The organism is Dyella dinghuensis, from assembly GCF_003977615.1.
Taxonomy (GTDB): Bacteria; Pseudomonadota; Gammaproteobacteria; order Xanthomonadales; family Rhodanobacteraceae; genus Dyella_B; species Dyella_B dinghuensis.
The window spans coordinates 314,073-332,292 of record NZ_RYZR01000006.1; the positions used below are offsets into that span (position 1 = coordinate 314,073).

14 protein-coding genes are annotated in these 18,220 nt (G+C 58.3%); 8 read left to right on the forward strand and 6 right to left on the reverse strand.

Going from position 1 to position 18,220, the window contains the following annotated elements:
- Positions 1-107 precede the first annotated feature (107 nt).
- Positions 108-1,457: a sensor histidine kinase gene (locus tag EKH79_RS12470; protein WP_126674148.1), complete on the reverse strand. Its 1,350-nt coding sequence runs from the start codon at positions 1,455-1,457 to the stop codon at positions 108-110.
- Complete coding sequence (locus EKH79_RS12475) at positions 1,444-2,121, reverse strand: response regulator transcription factor (protein WP_126674149.1); 678 nt, start codon at positions 2,119-2,121, stop codon at positions 1,444-1,446. The genes EKH79_RS12470 and EKH79_RS12475 overlap by 14 nt, the downstream gene beginning before the upstream one ends.
- 271 nt (positions 2,122-2,392) lie before the next feature.
- Between EKH79_RS12475 and EKH79_RS12480 the strand changes: the two genes are divergently transcribed.
- From EKH79_RS12480 to EKH79_RS12490, 3 genes are all read left to right on the forward strand, one after another.
- A complete protein-coding gene (locus EKH79_RS12480; protein ID WP_126674150.1) occupies positions 2,393-3,073 on the forward strand; it encodes a response regulator in 681 nt (226 codons plus the stop codon).
- Position 3,074: 1 nt separating this feature from the next.
- Entirely contained in the window at positions 3,075-4,526 is a 1,452-nt protein-coding gene (locus tag EKH79_RS12485) for a heavy metal sensor histidine kinase (protein WP_158621244.1), read from the forward strand.
- 190 nt (positions 4,527-4,716) lie between these two features.
- Positions 4,717-6,447, forward strand: a complete 1,731-nt coding sequence (locus EKH79_RS12490; RefSeq protein WP_126674152.1) for a glycosyltransferase family 39 protein — start codon at positions 4,717-4,719, stop codon at positions 6,445-6,447.
- Between the two features lie 257 nt (positions 6,448-6,704).
- Here EKH79_RS12490 and EKH79_RS12495 read toward each other — a convergent pair whose 3' ends face one another.
- Complete coding sequence (locus EKH79_RS12495; protein ID WP_126674153.1) at positions 6,705-7,079, reverse strand: DUF427 domain-containing protein; 375 nt, start codon at positions 7,077-7,079, stop codon at positions 6,705-6,707.
- Positions 7,080-7,310: 231 nt separating this feature from the next.
- On the opposite strand from EKH79_RS12495, the gene EKH79_RS12500 reads away from it, so the two are divergent.
- Entirely contained in the window at positions 7,311-8,399 is a 1,089-nt protein-coding gene (locus EKH79_RS12500) for an aromatic ring-hydroxylating oxygenase subunit alpha (RefSeq protein WP_126674154.1), read from the forward strand.
- On the forward strand, positions 8,396-9,697 hold the full coding sequence (locus EKH79_RS12505) for an amino acid permease (protein ID WP_126674155.1): 1,302 nt from the start codon (positions 8,396-8,398) through the stop codon (positions 9,695-9,697). Before EKH79_RS12500 ends, EKH79_RS12505 begins: the two co-directional genes overlap by 4 nt.
- 60 nt (positions 9,698-9,757) lie before the next feature.
- Here the strand turns inward: EKH79_RS12505 and EKH79_RS12510 are convergent, their stop codons facing one another.
- From EKH79_RS12510 to EKH79_RS12520, 3 genes are all read right to left on the reverse strand, one after another.
- Positions 9,758-10,432 carry a DUF4142 domain-containing protein gene (locus tag EKH79_RS12510; RefSeq protein ID WP_158621245.1) on the reverse strand — a complete coding sequence of 225 codons (675 nt, stop codon included), beginning with the start codon at positions 10,430-10,432 and terminating at the stop codon, positions 9,758-9,760.
- A 172-nt stretch (positions 10,433-10,604) separates the two neighbouring features.
- Positions 10,605-11,381, reverse strand: coding sequence for a sulfite exporter TauE/SafE family protein (locus tag EKH79_RS12515; protein WP_126674157.1), 777 nt, complete (start codon positions 11,379-11,381; stop codon positions 10,605-10,607).
- Positions 11,382-11,477: 96 nt separating this feature from the next.
- A complete protein-coding gene (locus EKH79_RS12520; protein ID WP_126674158.1) occupies positions 11,478-12,230 on the reverse strand; it encodes a dienelactone hydrolase family protein in 753 nt (250 codons plus the stop codon).
- A gap of 253 nt (positions 12,231-12,483) precedes the next feature.
- Here EKH79_RS12520 and EKH79_RS12525 point away from each other — a divergent pair, with 253 nt between their 5' ends.
- The 3 genes from EKH79_RS12525 (at position 12,484) to EKH79_RS12535 (ending at position 18,191) form a co-directional block, all read left to right on the forward strand.
- Positions 12,484-12,870 carry a hypothetical protein gene (locus EKH79_RS12525; RefSeq protein WP_126674159.1) on the forward strand — a complete coding sequence of 129 codons (387 nt, stop codon included), beginning with the start codon at positions 12,484-12,486 and terminating at the stop codon, positions 12,868-12,870.
- Positions 12,871-13,133: 263 nt separating this feature from the next.
- The gene (locus tag EKH79_RS12530; protein ID WP_126674160.1) at positions 13,134-15,227 is read left to right on the forward strand and encodes a phosphocholine-specific phospholipase C; all 2,094 of its coding nucleotides are present in this window, start codon (positions 13,134-13,136) and stop codon (positions 15,225-15,227) included.
- Positions 15,228-15,512: 285 nt separating this feature from the next.
- A complete protein-coding gene (locus EKH79_RS12535) occupies positions 15,513-18,191 on the forward strand; it encodes a beta-mannosidase (RefSeq protein ID WP_126674161.1) in 2,679 nt (892 codons plus the stop codon).
- Positions 18,192-18,220 lie beyond the last annotated feature (29 nt).

Consider the following 18,220-nt stretch of genomic DNA (forward strand, 5'->3'; position numbering starts at 1 on the left):
CGCGTTCGAGGAAAACTAGGCATATGGCATGACAGCGAGAATGCAGCGGCCATACGGATCGGTAAGCTTATGGTTTAGTGCGCTCGATCGGCGAACCGCATCACCCTTTACGCAAAACGCATCATCACGGAAAGGCCCGGTTCGCGATCTCTCAGGGTCACAGGAATGCGGTGCAACTCAGCAATGGCTGCGACGAGGGAAAGCCCTAAACCGCTGCCCGGCGACGTTCTGCTGCTGTCCAAGCGCACGAAGCGATGAAATACGCGTTTGTGCTCGTCGGCAGGAATGCCGGGGCCTGTGTCTTCGACGCATCCGACGACGCCGTCCGGCAATGCATTGAGCGATAGATTGATGTGCGTACCGGCCGGCGTGTGATGAATCGCGTTTTCGATCAGGTTCGAAAGCATTTGCGTCAATAACGTGCGATCGCCCTTGAAGCCCACGCCCGCTTGCACATCGGCCGTGACAATATGGCCCGTGTCTTCGGCAACCGGCCCGTAAACTTCCGCCATCGAGGCAAACAGTTCGGAAAGATCGACCGGCGCGAAGCCTGCCTGCCGCTCGCGCGCCTGAATCCGCGAGATGCGCAGCAATGCGCTGAATGTCGCCAGCACGTCGTCCACGTCCACGATGGAACGTTCGATCGATAGGCGCTGAAAGTCCGCGTCTCTTCCGGGCGCCGATGCGGATTCCAGTCGCTGTCTCAATCGCGTCAGCGGTGTTCGCAGATCGTGTGCAATATCGCTGGAAACCTGACGCATGTTTTCCATCAGGGTGTGAACGCGCTCGAGAATGCGGTCGAGCCGCCCTGCGAGCCGCACAAACTCGACACCGCCCCGGTCGAGCTGCAGCGGGCCGGGCTCCTCGCCCGTAACAATGCGTTCGGCACGCGCGGTGAGGCGATCCACCGTTTTCATGAAGAAGTGCCCGGCGATGCCGCCCGAGAGCAGCGCAAACAACATCGCCACGCCCACGCTGAAGAAGAAGTAGCGCGTGAGGTTTTCGTCGAGCTCGCCGATATCGCGATTGTCGCGCCCCACCGTCAGCCATCTCCCGTCACTGAGCGGCGTGACGTAGAGATCGACCTGATTGGCATGGCCCTTGTGCCGTCCGTGCGCGCCATGGAAGGGCACACGCTGCCAGCCGGGCACTTGCGGCTTGAAGACAAGATTGCCAACCACACGCTGCCCATTCGCGTCGGAAAGCAGGTAGTAGTCCGGTCCTACCGGAATCACCGCCAGGCGCTGGCGAATTTGCGGCTCAAGCATGCCGGCCTGTGCCGCTTCGCGCAGGCTGGCCGTTTCCACTTCGACCGCTACGCGAAGTTGATCGGCGACGTAAGTGTGAATCTCTTTCCAGACCAGCCCGAACAGCGCTGCCACCACTACTGCAAACAGCAGCGCCTGCAACACGGCGACGCGAAATGTTGCCGTCTGTATGAAATTAGCCGGGCGCACGCAGGCAATATCCCGAGCCGCGAATGGTGTGAAGCAACGGCACGTCGTAGCCTCGATCGATCTTTCCGCGCAATCGGCTGATGTGCGTCTCGACGATGCTCGTCTGCGGATCGAAATGAAACTCCCATACGTGTTCCAGCAGCATGGAACGCGTCACCACTTTGCCCGCTTGCATCATCAGGTATTCGAGCAGACGAAATTCGCGCGGTTGCAATTCGATGACGTGCGGACCGCGCATCACCTCGCGGCTGATCAGATCCATATGTAAATCGGCAACGCTCCAGCGCGTCCGCGCCTCGGCCAACGGCGGCCTGCGTGCGAGCGCCCCGACACGCGCCTTCAGCTCGTTCACCGCGAACGGCTTACCGAGATAATCATCCGCACCGGCATCCAGACCCTCCACCCGGTAATCGGCTTCACCCAGCGCCGAGAGCATCAGCACCGGCATGCGTTTGCCTTCCGCTCGCAGGTTCCGAATGAGCGAAATGCCATCCGTGTGCGGCAGCATGCGATCGACGACGAGCAGGTCGTACTCCCCGCTGCTCGCCATGCGCCAGCCGGATGACCCGTCGGGCGCGCAGTCGACAAAGTGTTCGGCACCCGAAAGACTGGCTTTCAGGTAGCTCGCCGTCTCGTGGTCGTCTTCTACCACCAGGATTTTCATAGATCCCCCGCCATGGCCCATGCCGCCACGGGCCATGCATTTGGCTGGCCGCGCGCGCGGCCGTAGCGGAGAAGTGTCACGCCGCCAAGACTGCAAACTGATGACAACGGACTTTACAAATGCCGTCATAAACGCCGGCAACAGCGCCGGATGAGGCGATTGTTAAAGGATCATGAGGCCGCGTTCGGAAATTTCTGCGAATTTGTGGCGCTAAGCCAACCGAAAGTTACGATTCGGATACTCCAGACTCTGTGTATGGCGTTCTGAACGTATGCGTATTCTCGTTGCCGAGGATGAGGTCAAAACGCGCCGCTACCTGTTTCAGGGTCTCCATGAGCAGGGCTTCACCGTGGATGTCGCCAAAGACGGCAACGCGGCCCTGGCTTTATTGCGCGAACACGTTTTCGACGTGTGCGTTCTGGACGTGATGCTGCCGGGCCGTGATGGCTGGTCGGTGCTGCAGACATTGCGCAAGGAATCCATTCTTACGCAGGTCATCTTCCTGACCGCACGCGATCACGTCGAGGATCGCGTGCGCGGGTTTGAACTGGGTGGCGACGATTATCTCGTCAAGCCTTTTGCATTCGCCGAATTGGTCGCCCGCATCAAGAATCTCGCTCGGCGCGGTCCGCATGCAAGCGAGACGAAAATGTTGCAGGTGGGCGGCCTGAATTTCGACCTCCTCAGGCATCACGTCGAGCGCGACGGACGCGTACTGTCGCTGACGCCGAAGGAATATTCGCTGCTCCTGTTGCTGGCTCGCCAGCCCGGCCGCGTGCTGAGCCGCACGTTGATTGCGGAAAGCGTGTGGGGCGCCTGTTTCGATACGCAAACCAATGTCGTCGACGTGCTGGTCGGCCGACTGCGCATCAAACTGGACACGGGATTTTCAAAGCCCATGCTCCATACCGTGCGCGGTGTCGGCTACATGCTCGACGCGCCGGACGAATAACGTGCCCGGGCGATATTCGCTCTCGCTCGGTGCGCGACTGACACTGCTGTACACCGCAGTCGTACTCATCGCCATCGCCCTGTTTGCATCGTTTGCCTATTGGCAGATATCGGAACGTTTGCAGGAAAATCATCTGCGCTTCCTGCAGGCGAAATTCGCCGAACAGCAGACCGATCTGCGGGAAGCCCAGGGCGACCCCCGGATATTGGCCAAGGAAATCTTCGAGGAAACGGCCGAGAGCAGACCCCGCCAATACCTTGCGCGTCTGTATGACGCCAGTGGGCATGTGCTGGCTGAAACGCCGGACATGCAGAGCAAGCTCGCCGCAACGCTTTTTCCTGCACCCGTTACAGGTTCACTCACCCTTAACGACGTACGGCGACAAGTCGTATTCGATCCTGACGACAATGACCGCGATGTCTTCGCACTCGCGACGATGCGTATGGAGTCCGGCTCTTCCGCACAACCGCTTTACATGCAACTCGCCGTCGGTATTACCGGCGATGACAAGCTTCTGATGCATTTTCGCCAGGCGCTGTGGTTTTCCTTCCTGCTGCTGGCATCCTTACTCCTGTTTGCCGGTCGATGGATTACGGCGCTTGGTTTGCGGCCGTTGCGGCAGATCGTTCGTGCGGCGCAAACCATTACGCCCACGCGGCTGTCGGAACGTATTCCATCCACAACATCCTGGCCGCCCGAGCTTCGCGAAGTCGTTACTGTGTTCAACGCCATGCTGACGCGGCTAGAAGAAGCGTTCAACCGCCTTTCCCGTTTCTCATCCGATCTGGCGCACGAACTCAGGACACCGCTCAATAACATGACGGGTGAACTTGAGGTTTGCCTGCTGCGCGAGCGCAGCGACGATGAATACCGGCGAGCATTGCTTTCCAATCTGGATGAATGCCGCCGGCTGAATGGACTGGTGGAGAATCTTCTTTTTGTCGCACGCGCGGAAAGCGCCGAGCTGGCGTTGCGCAGAGAGGCGCTCGATGCGGCCGAGTTGTGCGGCTGGATCATTGCGCAATTGGAACCAACCTGCCTCGATCGCGACGTAGGTCTTATTCAGCGCGGCGATGCTCAGCTTTACGCCGATCCAGCGCTCTTTCGGCAGGCCGTCACCAACCTTCTGGCCAATGCGATACGGCATTCGAAGCCTGGCTCAGTGGTCTCGATCGTTCTTTCTCAACTGCCTGACGGTGCTGCAAGCATTGTCGTGCAAGATCAGGGAGATGGTATCGAGCCCGAACATCTTCCCTATATTTTCGACCGCTTCTATCAGGCCGATGCGTCGCGGAGCCGCGAGTCCGGGCAAGGAACGGGCCTTGGTCTTTCCATCGTCAAAACGGTGATGACGTTACACGGCGGTGTCGCAGATATTTCAAGCACTCCAGGAAAGGGAACTGTCGTTACGCTGACGTTTCCTGCGATGGATGTTCATTACCACACCAGGTAACGATCGGCATCTGCGTCGACTTCTTACGTTAGTGAGCCTGTCGCGGCAGTTCGCCTGTGCACTCCATCAAGCAACGTGCAGCAATAAAAGCGCGCGTGACGCTTCATGACAAAAATGTAATCCAACCGAGCGAATTTCGTCATGGATGTTTCTCTAGCGTACGACGCGATATTTAATCCACGCGTGCAAAATGAATGTAGAGAAGATTCGCGGTTGGTGGGGCTGGTTTTCCATCGCCAGCGTCGAGAGACGCATTGGTTCCGTAGCCGGTTATGCGTTGTGGATCGTCGCGTGGTTTTTTGCCCTTTCCTCTCGCTCACTCAGTGAGCCGGACGAAGGCCGCTATGCCGAAGTGGCTCGGGAAATGTGGGTTAGCGGCGACTGGCTGACACCACGCCTGGACGGTTTCAATTTCTTCGACAAACCGCCGCTGCATTACTGGGCAACTGCCCTAGCGTATTCGTTTTTTGGTGCGACCCCGCTAGGCGCGCGCCTTTGGTGTGCATTGACCGGCCTGATGAGCATGGCCGCCGTTCACTGGGCCGGCTCTCGCCTGTTCAATCGTGAAGTCGGAACGAGCGCCGCGCTCATTCTGGGAAGTTCCCTTCTTTTTACGCTGGGATCTCACATCAACACGCTCGATATAGGCGTTGCGGCTTTCCTGACCGTAGCCATCGCCTTGTTTCTCGTCGCGCAGTTCGATGCGTCTGCCATTCGCTATCGCTTCGCTTTGACCTTGGGCATGTGGGTGGCGCTCGGGCTCGCCGTGTTGTCGAAGGGGTTGATTGGCGTTGTATTGCCCGGTGCCGCGATCGTCGTTTATGCATGCTGGCAACGCGATTTCGCCATCCTTCGTCGCGTATCGCCCCTGACGGGCGCCGTCGTTCTGTTGCTCGTTTCTGCGCCGTGGTTTGTGTGGATGTGCCGCCAGCATCCTGAATTCTTCGATTACTTTTTTGTCAGGCAGCATGTCACGCGATTTCTCACCAACGAGGACAACCGCAACAAGCCGATCTGGTTTTACCTTCCCGTCGTCCTGATCGGCCTGATTCCCTGGTGCTTTTTCACACCGTTAAAAAGAACAGCTTTCGCATCAATCATCAACCGCGAACCTGCTCAAGTATTTCTTCTGTCGTGGATCGGCGTTGTTTTTACGTTCTTCACGATTTCACACTCGAAACTTCCGTTTTACATTCTTCCGTTGTTCCCCGCGCTGGCGTTGCTGATCGCGATCTTTTTCGTCCGCATGACGACGCGCGAGCTTATTGTCCGAATGTGGCTGCTGGCGACCTTGCTGCTGTGCCTCTATGCCTTCGCGCAATTCGCCGCACCATTTATAAACCCGAGCGCGAAGAGCGAACTCATCAGCCATGGCTTGCATACACTGGCCGCGGCATTGCTGCCTATTCTTATCGCCACTGTTGCGAGCGTCGCATTGGCGCATACGGGGCGCCGTCACTTGATTGTTTGGGTCATTGCACTGGCAAGTCTCGCCGGCTGGCAATGGGCGCTGCAGTCGTATACGGCCGACGCCGACTACAATTCGGCCAAACAGGCAGCCGATTTGCTGCGACCTTCCGTCGACGCGAACACGAAAATTTTCACTTACCAGCGTAACCTGCGCGGCCTACCGTTCTATCTGAATCACTTCGTTATCGTGGTCGCCCACGCCGACGACGACATATCGCCGGCTTTGTCGTCAAATCCGTCGGGTTATGTCGCTGACACCGCGCAATTTGAGAAACTCTGGAAAAACAGCGACGACGCCGTAGCGCTGGTCCCTGTCGAGGACATGCCCGCGTTGAATGAACGTGGCGTCCCCTATTACGTGCTTGGGAAAACGTCGTCGCTTGTTGCCATTGGCAGAAAGTTGCCCGTCAACGCTCGCAATCGTGATGAGCACTCCGTGCAAGTGGATTGACGCAAAGCTGTCGGCGGAGCTCGATCAAAATATTGGGTGAGTAACCTCGAATCTCAGCGACTCGATACCCGCTCCCTCCCCTACGTGAAGTAGGGGAGGGTTGGGGTGGGGTGAAGTCGTCACGCCTGCGGCAAGCTCAAGCTACCCCACCCCGGCCCTCCCCTGCTTGCAGGGGAGGGAGCAAATCACTGCGCAGTTGAGATTCGAGGCTATTCTGGAAGGGTTTTGAACAGATTCTTAGGCGTCGCGTTTGAATCTCAAGACTCGGATATCGAATCGACACGGTTTGGATAAAACGCGAGGTGTCCCGCGATCTCGGCGACGGCGTCATAGGGCTGCTCGTACGTCCACACCGCGTTGACCCCGCGTTCGCCTGCCGCAGGAATGCTGTAATACGAACACTCGCCCTTATACGGACAGTAAGTGGCGTGATCGGTACGCTCCAGCTGCGACATCTGCACGTCACTGCGTGGAATGTATTGCACCGGCGGATAGTTCGCCTCGCGCAAGGTCAGTGCGTTGCTGCTATCGGCGATGACGACACCTCCGGCACGAATGACGATTCGCTTTGCATTGCGCTCGATCGTGATCGGATGATCGGGTCCGGGAATCCGGCGTTCTCTGCTGCTCATGTTGATCGTGGTTACCTCGCGTGGTGTCGTTCCTGCGTCGAAATACCTGAGTACGCACGTCCTTGCGTTGTGAATGGCGTCAAAGAAGCCGTTTTCAATGCATCCGAATCGATATGACGCACTGCAATGGCTGCGGTGCACAAGCCGTGGAATGCTTGAATAAAACCACCCCCTGTTCAGCCACCATCGTTCGATGAATACTCCAGCTTATTGCCTGGGTTGATCGACGATATGACTGAATTACTTTCCACCGCTGCGCTGGCGCCGCAAGAGCTCGACTACGCATTGACGTTGCCCGCACGGTTTTACACTGATGCACGTATGCCTGCGTTGGACGCCAAGGTCATTTTTTCGCGCAGCTGGCAGCTGGTTTGTCATCAATCGCAGCTTTCCGGCGTGGGCGATCACGTCGTTACGGAGATTGCGGGCTTGCCATTGCTGGTTGTGCGAAGCGATGCGTCGACCATTCGCGCATTCCACAACGTATGCAGGCATCGCGCGGGGCCGATTGCCAGTTGCGACGGACGTGGCGCGACGTCGTTGCGTTGCCGCTATCACGGCTGGACCTACGGATTGGATGGCGTGCTGCGCGGCGCGCCGGAAATGGGCCGCACGCCTGATTTCAATCCCTCCGACATCCGGTTGCCGGAAGTGCGTGTACACGTTTGGCAGGGTCTGGTGTTCGTCGCCATCGGCGATGCACTCGCGTTCGAACATTTTGTGGCGGGCATCGACGCGCGCTTGGGTCCGCATCGCTCGTTGCACGATTATCAGTTTCATCATCGTGCCAGCTACGAGGTCGCGTGCAACTGGAAGGTTTACGTCGATAACTATCTGGAAGGCTATCACGTCCCCCATATTCATCCTGGTTTGAACAGTCTGCTCGACTATCGCAGCTACATCACGGAAACCGCGGAGTGGTATTCCTATCAGTACAGCCCGTTGGAAAGCGGCGCGGATCTGTACGGCAGCGGCGAGGCGCTGTACTACTTCCTGTATCCGAATGCGATGCTCAATATTCTTCCCGGCCGCCTGCAAACCAATCGCGTGCTGCCTTTGGGTGTCGATCGTTGCCGCGTGGAATTCGATTTTTACTATGCACCCGACGATAGCGACGAGGCCCACGCACGCCGCGCGAAAGATTACGAATTCAGCGATGAAGTGCAGGATGAAGACGTGACGATATGCGAGGACGTGCAGCGTGGTCTCGCTTCCGGTTCGTATGAGGCCGGCCGTTTGAATCCGTTGCGCGAGAATGCGGTGCATCACTTCCATGAGATCGTTCGTCGCGCCTATCGTGAATCGCTGGCCGACGTATGAGCGGCAACCAACGGGGGCTCGGGCAATGGATGCTGATTGCGCTGGTCATCGGCAACATCATCGGGTCGGGCGTGTTTGTGTTGCCCGCCGCGCTGGCGCCTTACGGCGCGGCCAGCTTGCTGGGTTGGGGATTGAGCCTTGGAGGCGCGTTGATGCTCGCGCTGATTTACGCGTGGCTGGCGCAGATCATTCGCAATCATGGCGGCGCTTATGCTTATGCACGCCACGCGTTCGGCGACGGCGTGGGTTTTCTCGTCGGGTGGAGTTATTGGGTTTGCGTGTGGTCCGCGAACGCGGCGATTGCGGTGGCTTTCGCCGGTAGCCTTGGTGCTGTGTGGCCTGCCGCGACAGCGACGCCGTTGCGTGGTGCGCTCTGTGCATTGGGCGCATTGTGGATATGCTCGGCGATCAGCCTGTCGGGCGTGCGCGAGGCCGGTCGCACCGCCATCGTCACAACGTTACTCAAGCTGGTGCCGCTCGTCGTGTTCGGCATTCTCGGTCTGGCATGGGTGCACGTGAGTGCTTATGAACCTTTCAATCCGACACACGCACCGATCATCAGCGCCACGACTTCGGTAGCAGCACTGACGTTGTGGGCCTTCCTCGGATTGGAAACGGCAACGGTGCCGACGGATGTGGTGGAGAACCCGCAACGGACCGTGCCACGCGCGACAGTGATCGGCATGATCATTGCGGGCGTTGCCACCATGCTCGCCTGCACCGTGGTTATCGGCATGCTTCCGGCGGATGTCCTGCAAGCTTCTGCGGCGCCGATGGCGAAAGCAGCACGACATGTGTGGGGTGACGCAGCAGGCACAGCCATCGGCGTGGTCGCCACGATCTCGTGCTTCGGCGCGTTGAACGGTTGGGTGCTGCTGCAGGCGCAGACCAGTCTGGCAGCGGCACAAGATGGCTTGTTTCCCAAGGTGTTTGCGCGCCTGGATTCGCGCGGGACGCCATGGATCGGCTTGCTCGTCAGCAGCGTGCTTGCCAGCACGCTGATTGCTGCCAACTACACGCGTTCGCTCGTGGCGTTGTTTACGTTTTCCATCCTGTTATCGACAGCCACGACCTTGCTTCCGTATCTGATTACGGTGCTCGCGTGGTGGCGCATCGATACGAAGGCGCGCTGGTGGCGTCGTGCGGTGGCCGTTGGCGCGCTGATTTTCAGCGTATGGGCGTTGATCGGGACAGGCGCGCAACCGTTGATGTGGGGCGCCGTCTTGCTGCTTGCGGGACTACCGATCTACGTCTGGCAACGCCGCGCCATGCTGCGGCAACTGCCGCGCGCACCATAGTCGCGCGTTGCATTGGCAGCGGAGGAGTGCGTGCATTGCATTCCTCCGCTGCGCTAAGCATCAATGCTTGATGTCCGCTGCAGCACCCGCTTCGGCTGGTGTGTCGTTTGCGCCTGATGCAGTAGGCATGGCTGCGGGCATGGCCTCCATGGGACTGGAAGTCGATGCCTTCATCGCCGTGGACATGGCGTCGTCGCGCGCTGCCGGTATGGCGGCGATGGCTTGCGCAGACTTCAGATGCTCGTTCATGCCGGGCAATGCGCCCTGCGCGAATTTCTTCACGTCCGCATCCTTCGCGTCCTTTCCTTCCTGCGTGAATGTCTTCACGGCTTTCTGGTGATCGCTCACGACGGCTTTCGACCATGCTTCATCAAACGCGCTGCCGGATTCCCCCTGCAGCTTCTTGTTTTGTTTTTGCGCGTCCGACGTGGCATCGGTGGGAAGCGTTACCTGCTTTGCCTGTGCGAGCGATTTCAGCTGATCGTTTGTCTTGTTCTGGTCGTCGACAAGCTGCTGCGCGAGTTGTTTAACCTTCGGATCGGACGACTTGTTCAACGCCATCTGGCCGAGTTGCGTGACTGCGACGCCATTCTGAGCAGCCTGCTGCAGAAAGGTGCTATCGCTATCGCTGAGTTTGCCGTTGCTGGTAGAGGTATCGGCATAGGCCAGTGCGAAACCACTTGCTGCGAAAAGCAGTGCCGCGGCAAGTGTCTTGTAACCGTGTCGCTTGGACATGATCAAACCTCCGTACGCATGTCGTGAAGCCAATGTGATGTCTGCGTGATCGTTACGACCGCGCCGCGTGCAGGGCGTGGTCTGAGGCATCGGTGCAGATCGTCCCGGAAGTTTACTCACGGTAGATGAACGGTTTGCCGCTCGCGCCATCTCGCTGATCGTGCGACGCGCTTCAAAAGGTACGAACGGCAATCAACACTGCGGCGATCAAACCGCAAATGCCGATGCCCATGCGTAGCGGCTTGGCAGGAATGCGGCGCGCCAGTACGACGCCGATGGGGCCGCCTATCAGTCCGCTTATCAGCAACACAATTGTCGCCGGCCATGAGACAGGCGCGATGAAACAGAACAGCAGTCCCGCACAACCGTTCGACAAAGCCTGCAAAACGGATTTGACGCCATCAAGCTGATGCGTCGAGCTATCGATAAACCACAGGCTGAGTACGGCGAAGAACAGCAAACCAATGCCGCTGCCGAAGTAACCGCCGTAAAGCGCAATCAGAAAGATGAAGACTTGAAACGCGAAACCTTGTCCGCGTTGGGACGACTGCGCGCGCTTGGCGGTGATCCGCTTGACCAGCCATGGCTGCAGCAGCGTGAGAACGGAGCCGATGGCGACTAGCAACGGTGCAATAAAGTTGAATACGCTACTTGGCAGCGCGAGAAGAATGACGGCTCCGACGACCGAGCCTGCTGCCGCGGGCAGCAACATGCGGCGAATCTTGGGCCATTGACCTTCCAACTCGCGGCGAAAGGCGATTGTCGCGGAGATGTTGCCAGCGGTGACGCCGATGCAATTGCTGACGTTGGCAACGAAGGGATTCAAGCCGAATGCAATCAGCACCGGAAAGGTAATCAGCGACCCCGCACCCGCGATGGCGTTCAACGCGCCGACGACGACACCGACGACAGCCAGCAACGCGAGTTGTAGAACGCTGAAGTGCGGCATCTGTACAGTCTGCCGCACTTGTTGGCGGTTGTGTTACCGCGGCGGAGGCCATCGCTGGTCTCCGCCTGTGGTGTCCGCCCGAAAGCGGCTCGCTGCTTAGGCGGCGCGCGTCAACGTCTCATCAAGAAGTTTCGTCAGAGCGTGCCAGTGATGCTCGGCCGCACCTGCATTGAAGGCGGGATGGTCCGGCACGGCAAAGCCGTGATGCGCACCGGCGTAGGTGACAACTTCGTGGCGCACGCCATCCTCGGTGAGCGTCTTGTCGAGCAGCGCTTTCTGCTCATCCGTGAAGTGGGCATCCTCAATGGCGCCGGCGACGTACACGCGTCCCTTCACGCCTTTCATGAAGCGATGCGGGCTATCCGGTTGGTCTGAAGCCAAACCGCCACCGTGAAAGGACGCGATGGCAGCGAAGCGCTCGGGATACGCACCAGCCGCCATCAACGCGACATTGCCGCCCATGCAATAACCCGTGCAACCGAGTTGGCTTCCCTTCACCTCGTCGCGCGAGCCCATGAATTGGACGAACGCTTCTGTATCGGAAATCTTCTTGTCACGATCGAGACTGCCGATGAACTTCATCAACGTGTCTTTCTTGGCTGGATCGGCGAAAACTTCCGCCGGAACCATCGGCTCATACTTACCGGAGCGGTAATAGAGGTCCGGTAACAGGACGGCATAACCATGATCGGCCAGCTTCTGTGCCATCTCATCCAGCGTGGGACGAATGCCCAGGCCATCCATGAAAAAGATGACGCCTGGCCACGAACCGGTCTTGCCGTTCGGCGTAAATAGCGAAGCGGGACAGCTTCCATCGCGGGTTTTAATGGTGATATCGACGCGGGACATGAAACGAGCCTCCAGGGGTTGGATCGGTTAGACGCCCATTATAGATACATGAGGGTATCCTCATACAACGAAAAGTTCTTTCGTTGCATGCAGTTGCCATCTTTTATTAGCAGAAGATGTATGGCGATACGCCGCGTCGTTTGCTAATGCCGCGTTTCCTGTCCCTAACCACACATGAACCGCCACACGCCCCGTCACGCTCATTTCAGGTTCGCGGCCTGAGGATGATGTTCCCGACCATGAGGGACTACGTATGAAGATTGTGACGAGTCTTGCATTGACCGCTGCAGCTGCTTTGTCGTTTGCCGCAATGTCGCCACGCGCCGATGCGCAGGTTGCCATTGGCGTAAACATTGGAGCGGCGCCCGCATGCCCGTATGGTTACTATGACTATGCACCTTACTCGTGCGCGCCATACGGCTATTACGGACCGGAATGGTTCGTAGGCGGCGTGTTCGTGGGTGCCGGACCCTGGTATCACGGCCCCGCACACTTCCAGGGTCACGTCGATAATCGTTTCGACGCACGCGCCGGTTACCACGGCCCGTTCCCGAATCACGGCGATCACCCCGCGCCGCATCCGCAAGGCGGATTCCATGGCAATGAGATGCGCGATGGTCGCGGTAACGTCGTGCACTAAAGCAATCGCTTTGCGTGGTTGAAACAAGGGACTTGTGCAATGGCACAAGTCCCTTTTCTTTCGATACGGTTACGCACGGGCATGCAACGCATCCATGTGTCATTGGTGATACACCGGGCAGCGCACGAAGTTCGTTGACAAAAATTTCATTTGTTTAATTGTGATGCGCCGCGCACAACACCAAACGGACGTCCAAATGACTCACGCTTGAAACGTGACGAATCTAGATTCGTCAGTCACTTTCACCGTGTATAGGGATCGTCATGACATCGATGGATCGCCGGAGATTTCTGCAGCTTCTTGGTAGCACCGCCGCTGCGAGCATGCTGCCTGCGAGCATCACGCGTGCCCTGGAAATTCCCGCCAACCGGCGCACGGGTACCATCGAAGATGTCGAACATATCGTGATCCTTATGCAGGAGAACCGCTCCTTCGATCACTACTTCGGATCGCTGCGCGGTGTCCGCGGATTCGGCGATCCGCGCCCGGTGAATCTCTCGACGGGTAATTCGGTGTGGTATCAGCCGGATGGTTCGAATGCATACGTGCTGCCGTTCCATCCGACGGCGCCCGATATGGGCCTGCAGTTCCTGGAAGATCTGGCACACGACTGGACCAGTACGCACGGCGCCTGGAATCAGGGCAATTACGATCAGTGGGTGCCGAACAAAGGCGCCACCACAATGGCCTATCTCACGCGCGAGGACATTCCGTTCCATTACGCGCTGGCCGATGCGTTCACGATCTGCGATGCGTATCACTGCTCGGTGCTGGGACCGACGGATCCCAATCGCTATTACATGTGGACGGGTTGGGTGGGCAATGACGGTGCCGGCGGTGGTCCGGTGATCGACAACGCGGAAGCAGGCTATTCATGGTCCACGTATCCGGAAGTGCTGCAGAGTGCGGGCGTGTCGTGGAAGATTTATCAGGATATCGGCACCGGCCTCAATGCCTCCGGTTACTGGGGCTGGACGGACGACGCCTACATCGGTAATTACGGCGACAACTCGTTGCTGTACTTCTATCAATATCGCAATGCGCTGCCCGGCAGTCCGTTGTATCAAGGAGCACGTACCGGCACGAATATTTCGGCAAGCGGCACGTTATTCGACATGCTGCGCAGCGACGTGCAAGGCAATACGCTTCCGCAGGTGTCGTGGATCGTCTCACCGGAAGCGTTCACGGAACATCCCAATTGGCCCGCCAATTACGGCGCCTGGTATGTCTCGCAGGTACTGGATGCGTTGACCAGCAATCCTGAAGTCTTCAGCAAGACGGCGCTGTTCATCACCTTCGATGAGAACGACGGCTTCTTCGATCACATGGTGCCGCCGTGCGTTCCGCCATCGAGCGCGCAAGGCCAGTCGACGGTATCGATCGAGAATGAAATCTTTCCGGGCAGCTCGGAATATCAGAGCGGCCCGTACGGTATGGGTCCGCGCGTGCCGATGATCGTAGTGTCGCCGTGGAGCAAGGGCGGCTGGGTTTGCTCGGAGGTGTTCGATCACACGTCGCTGATTCGTTTTATCGAGCGCAGGTTCTCGTCGAGCTATCCGAATCTGCAGGAATCCAATATCACCGCGTGGCGTCATGCCGTTGCGGGCGATCTCACATCCGCATTTGACTTCTCGAAGCCGGACGGTGCGCAACCGTCGTTGCCGAGCACCAGCGCGTATGTTCCGCCGGATGATCAACGTCATCCCGATTACGTTCCCACGCCTCCCGCCACACAAAGTCTGCCGCAACAAGAGGCCGGCTTAAGGCCCGCGCGTGCCGTGCCTTATACCTTGCACGCAATCGGCCGCTCGGCCGAGAACGGCAATGTGCTGATCGACTTTTACAACGCGGGGCATAAGGGTGCGTGCTTTCATGTCCGCTCCGCGACCGCGACAAATGGCCCGTGGTACTACACGGTCGAAGCTGGCAAATCGCTTTCTGCTTCATGGCCGACGCAAGGCGCGTACGACTTCAGCGTGTACGGTCCCAACGGCTTCATGCGGCATTTCAAGGGTAGTGTCGTGTCTGCGCAAACGTCGTTGAATATCACCAGCCGCTACGACATCGATAGCGGCGGCATCATGCTGGTGCTGGCGAACGAAGGCCACGCCATCTGCAACATCTCGGTCGAGAATCTCTACAACGGCGAGTCCATCTCGTACATGCTTTCCGCCGGACAGCACGTTGAAAAACTGTGGCATCTGAGCGATAGCTACGGTTGGTACGACTTGGTCGTACGCAGCAATGCAGAAACAGGTTTCGAGCAGCGGTTGGCTGGTCATGTGGAAACCGGACAACCCAGCGTGAGCGATCCCGCCATCGGACAAGCTCGCTGGCGCAAATTCCAGGCGTATTGAGAGCCCGCTTAGGACGACCCTTGGGGCCACGAACGGCCCGGGGGCTGAGACCTGCTCGCTCAAGCAGGTCCCCCATGAGCGCGACCGTCCGTAGCCTATTGCGCTGCGGCATGCGCCTATCCCGCTACAACTGCTACTGTCGCCTTATGGATCGATCTAAATAGGCGGTTTTTACGCATTCCGTCGCCTGCGATCGATGCCTGTGCAGTGGGGATACGGCCGCGATCGTCCCAATATCGCGGTACGTACGAGATTGACCCAGCAAGTCCGGTGCGACCAAACAACATGATCGAACGAATCAGCCTGAACCGTTCGGGCGCGACACAGCGCCTCGTTATCCTCGTCATCGGCGCGGTTATCTCCTTGCCGCTTGCCCATGCCACCGACGCGCAGACAACGTCGCAATCGCTCGATAGCGGCTGGCGTTTTCGTCTGGCGCAAAATGATGGCAACGCGAAGGCGCATCGCGACGCAGCGCATTGGCATACGGCAACGGTACCCGGCATGGTGCAGTCCGACCTGCTTTCGGCGAAGTTGTTGCCCGATCCGGGCTATCGCGATAACGAAGCGAAGGTGCAGTGGGTCGGACTTTCCGATTGGCAATACGAGACGACTTTCACGGTCGATCGCGCAACGCTCCAGCGCGATCACATCGACCTAGTGTTCGATGGACTTGATACGTTTGCGGATGTCTACCTCAACGGCACCAAGCTGACGTCGACAGACAACATGTTCCGCCGCTGGCGGCTACCCGTGAAACAAGCGTTGCACGAAGGCAAGAACACGCTCGAAGTGCGGCTTTATTCGCCAATCAAGCGTCTACTGCCTTGGCTGCTCAAACAGCCTTATGCGTTGCCAGGAGAATTCGATTCGGCATTTGGCGACGAACCCAAAGGCAAGCAGACGGCCAATTACGTTCGCAAGGCAAACTATCAGTACGGCTGGGACTGGGGTCCGCGCATTGTCACCGAGGGTATCTGGCAGCCCGTGCATCTGGATAGCTGGAACGCCATGCGTGTGACCGATTTTCATGTCGACCAGAAGTACGTCACTGGCGAAGCGGCGCATGTCAGCGCGGATGTCGAGATTCAGAGCGATACTAGCAAGCAAGTTCACGTCGTTATCGATGCTCTGGACCCGAGTGGACAAACGGCAGCACACGTCGAAACCGACTTCAATGCCGACGCCGGCGACAATCACGTGAGCCTGCCCGTCTACATTTCGCACCCCAAGCGCTGGTATCCCGCAGGTTATGGCGCGCAGGACATGTATACGTTCAAGGTGCGCGTCGTGGATGCGGATGGCGAGATCTACAACGCGCAGCACGCGACGGGGTTGCGCAGCATTGAGTTACGGCGCGACAAAGATGCATGGGGCAAGAGCTTTGCATTCGTGATCAACGGCATTCCCGTGTTCGCGAAGGGTGCGGACATGATTCCATTCGACAGCATTCCCACGCGAACCACGGATGCACAAATGCTGCGCGTCCTGCAGTCCGCGCGCGATGCGAACATGAACATGGTGCGCGTGTGGGGCGGTGGCTATTACCTGCCCGATCAGTTCTACGAGATGGCCGATCACCTGGGCATCATGGTCTGGCAGGACTTCATGTTCGGTGGGGCGATTCCTCCACGTACCGATGCCTACTTCGATAATGTGCGGCAGGAGGCGATCGAACAGGTCACGCGCCTGCGCGATCACCCCAGCATCGTTCTGTGGTGTGGCAACAACGAAGTGCAGACCGGCTGGGAATCGTGGGGCGATCGCGAGAAATTCAAGACATCGATCTCCCCCGACGAGCGCGAAAGCCTCGTCACCGGGATGGTGAATCTCTTCAGCAACGTGCTGCGCAATGTTGTCACGCAATACGACGACGCGGTGCCTTATTGGGCCAGTTCGCCAAGTACGGATTACGACGGTGCCGCCAATGTGCTCGACAATGGCGACTATCACTACTGGAACGTCTGGTCCGGTGAGGCAAAACCTCTCACCGAATACCTGAATGTCACGCCGCGCTTCCAGTCCGAATACGGGCTGCAGTCGTTTCCGGAACTGCGTACCATCCGGGCATTCGCCGAATCGGGTGACATGCAACCGGAGTCGCCGGTGATGCGTGCACACCAGAAGTTCGACAGCGGCAATGGCAACAAGCGTCTGATGCTTTACATCACGCGTAGCTACGGCGACCCGAAGGATTTCGCTTCATTTGTGTATCTGAGCCAGGTGATGCAGGCTCAAGGTATCCAGCTTGCGGCGGAACACTTGCGTGCTTCGCGTCCCCAAGCGATGGGTTCGATGTACTGGCAGCTCAACGATGTATGGCCTGGTGCGTCGTGGGCGAGCGTCGATTATTTCGGCCGCTGGAAAGCCTTGCAGTTTCACGCGCGTCGTTTCTACGCGCCGTTGATGATTGCGGCGCTACGCAACAACGCTGCAACGACGGTATCCATCGTTTCGGATCGCACCACACCGGTCAACCAGCATTGGCGTGTTCGCGTCATGGATTTCTCCGGCAGGGTACTCGACCAACACGAAGCCGCCATGACGTTGCCCTCGCTATCGAGCAGCAAGGTCGCCACATATACGGACGCCGAGCTTCTGAAAGGTGCCGACCCACACACGACGTTTGCCGTGTTCGATCTGATGGACGGCGACACTGTCATCTCGCAGAATCTGGTGTTCTTCGATGAAGCCAAGAATCTTCAACTGCCCCCGCCCAATATACAGAGCACGTTCGCACCTGCACCGGACGGCTACACGCTTACACTGACCGCCGGCAAGCTTGCCCGCGACGTATGGGTGTCCTTTGGCGAGGAGGATGTTGCGCTTTCGGACAATGCATTCGATCTGCTGCCCGGTCAGAGCGTCACCTTGACGGTGCACAGCAAGCTTTCCCTCGACGCCTTGCAACATGCGTTGCACGTACAGGATCTGGCCGATGTCATGGCCGTCACCGCTCATTGATCAGCAGCGCAATCCAGGAGTTTTGTTCA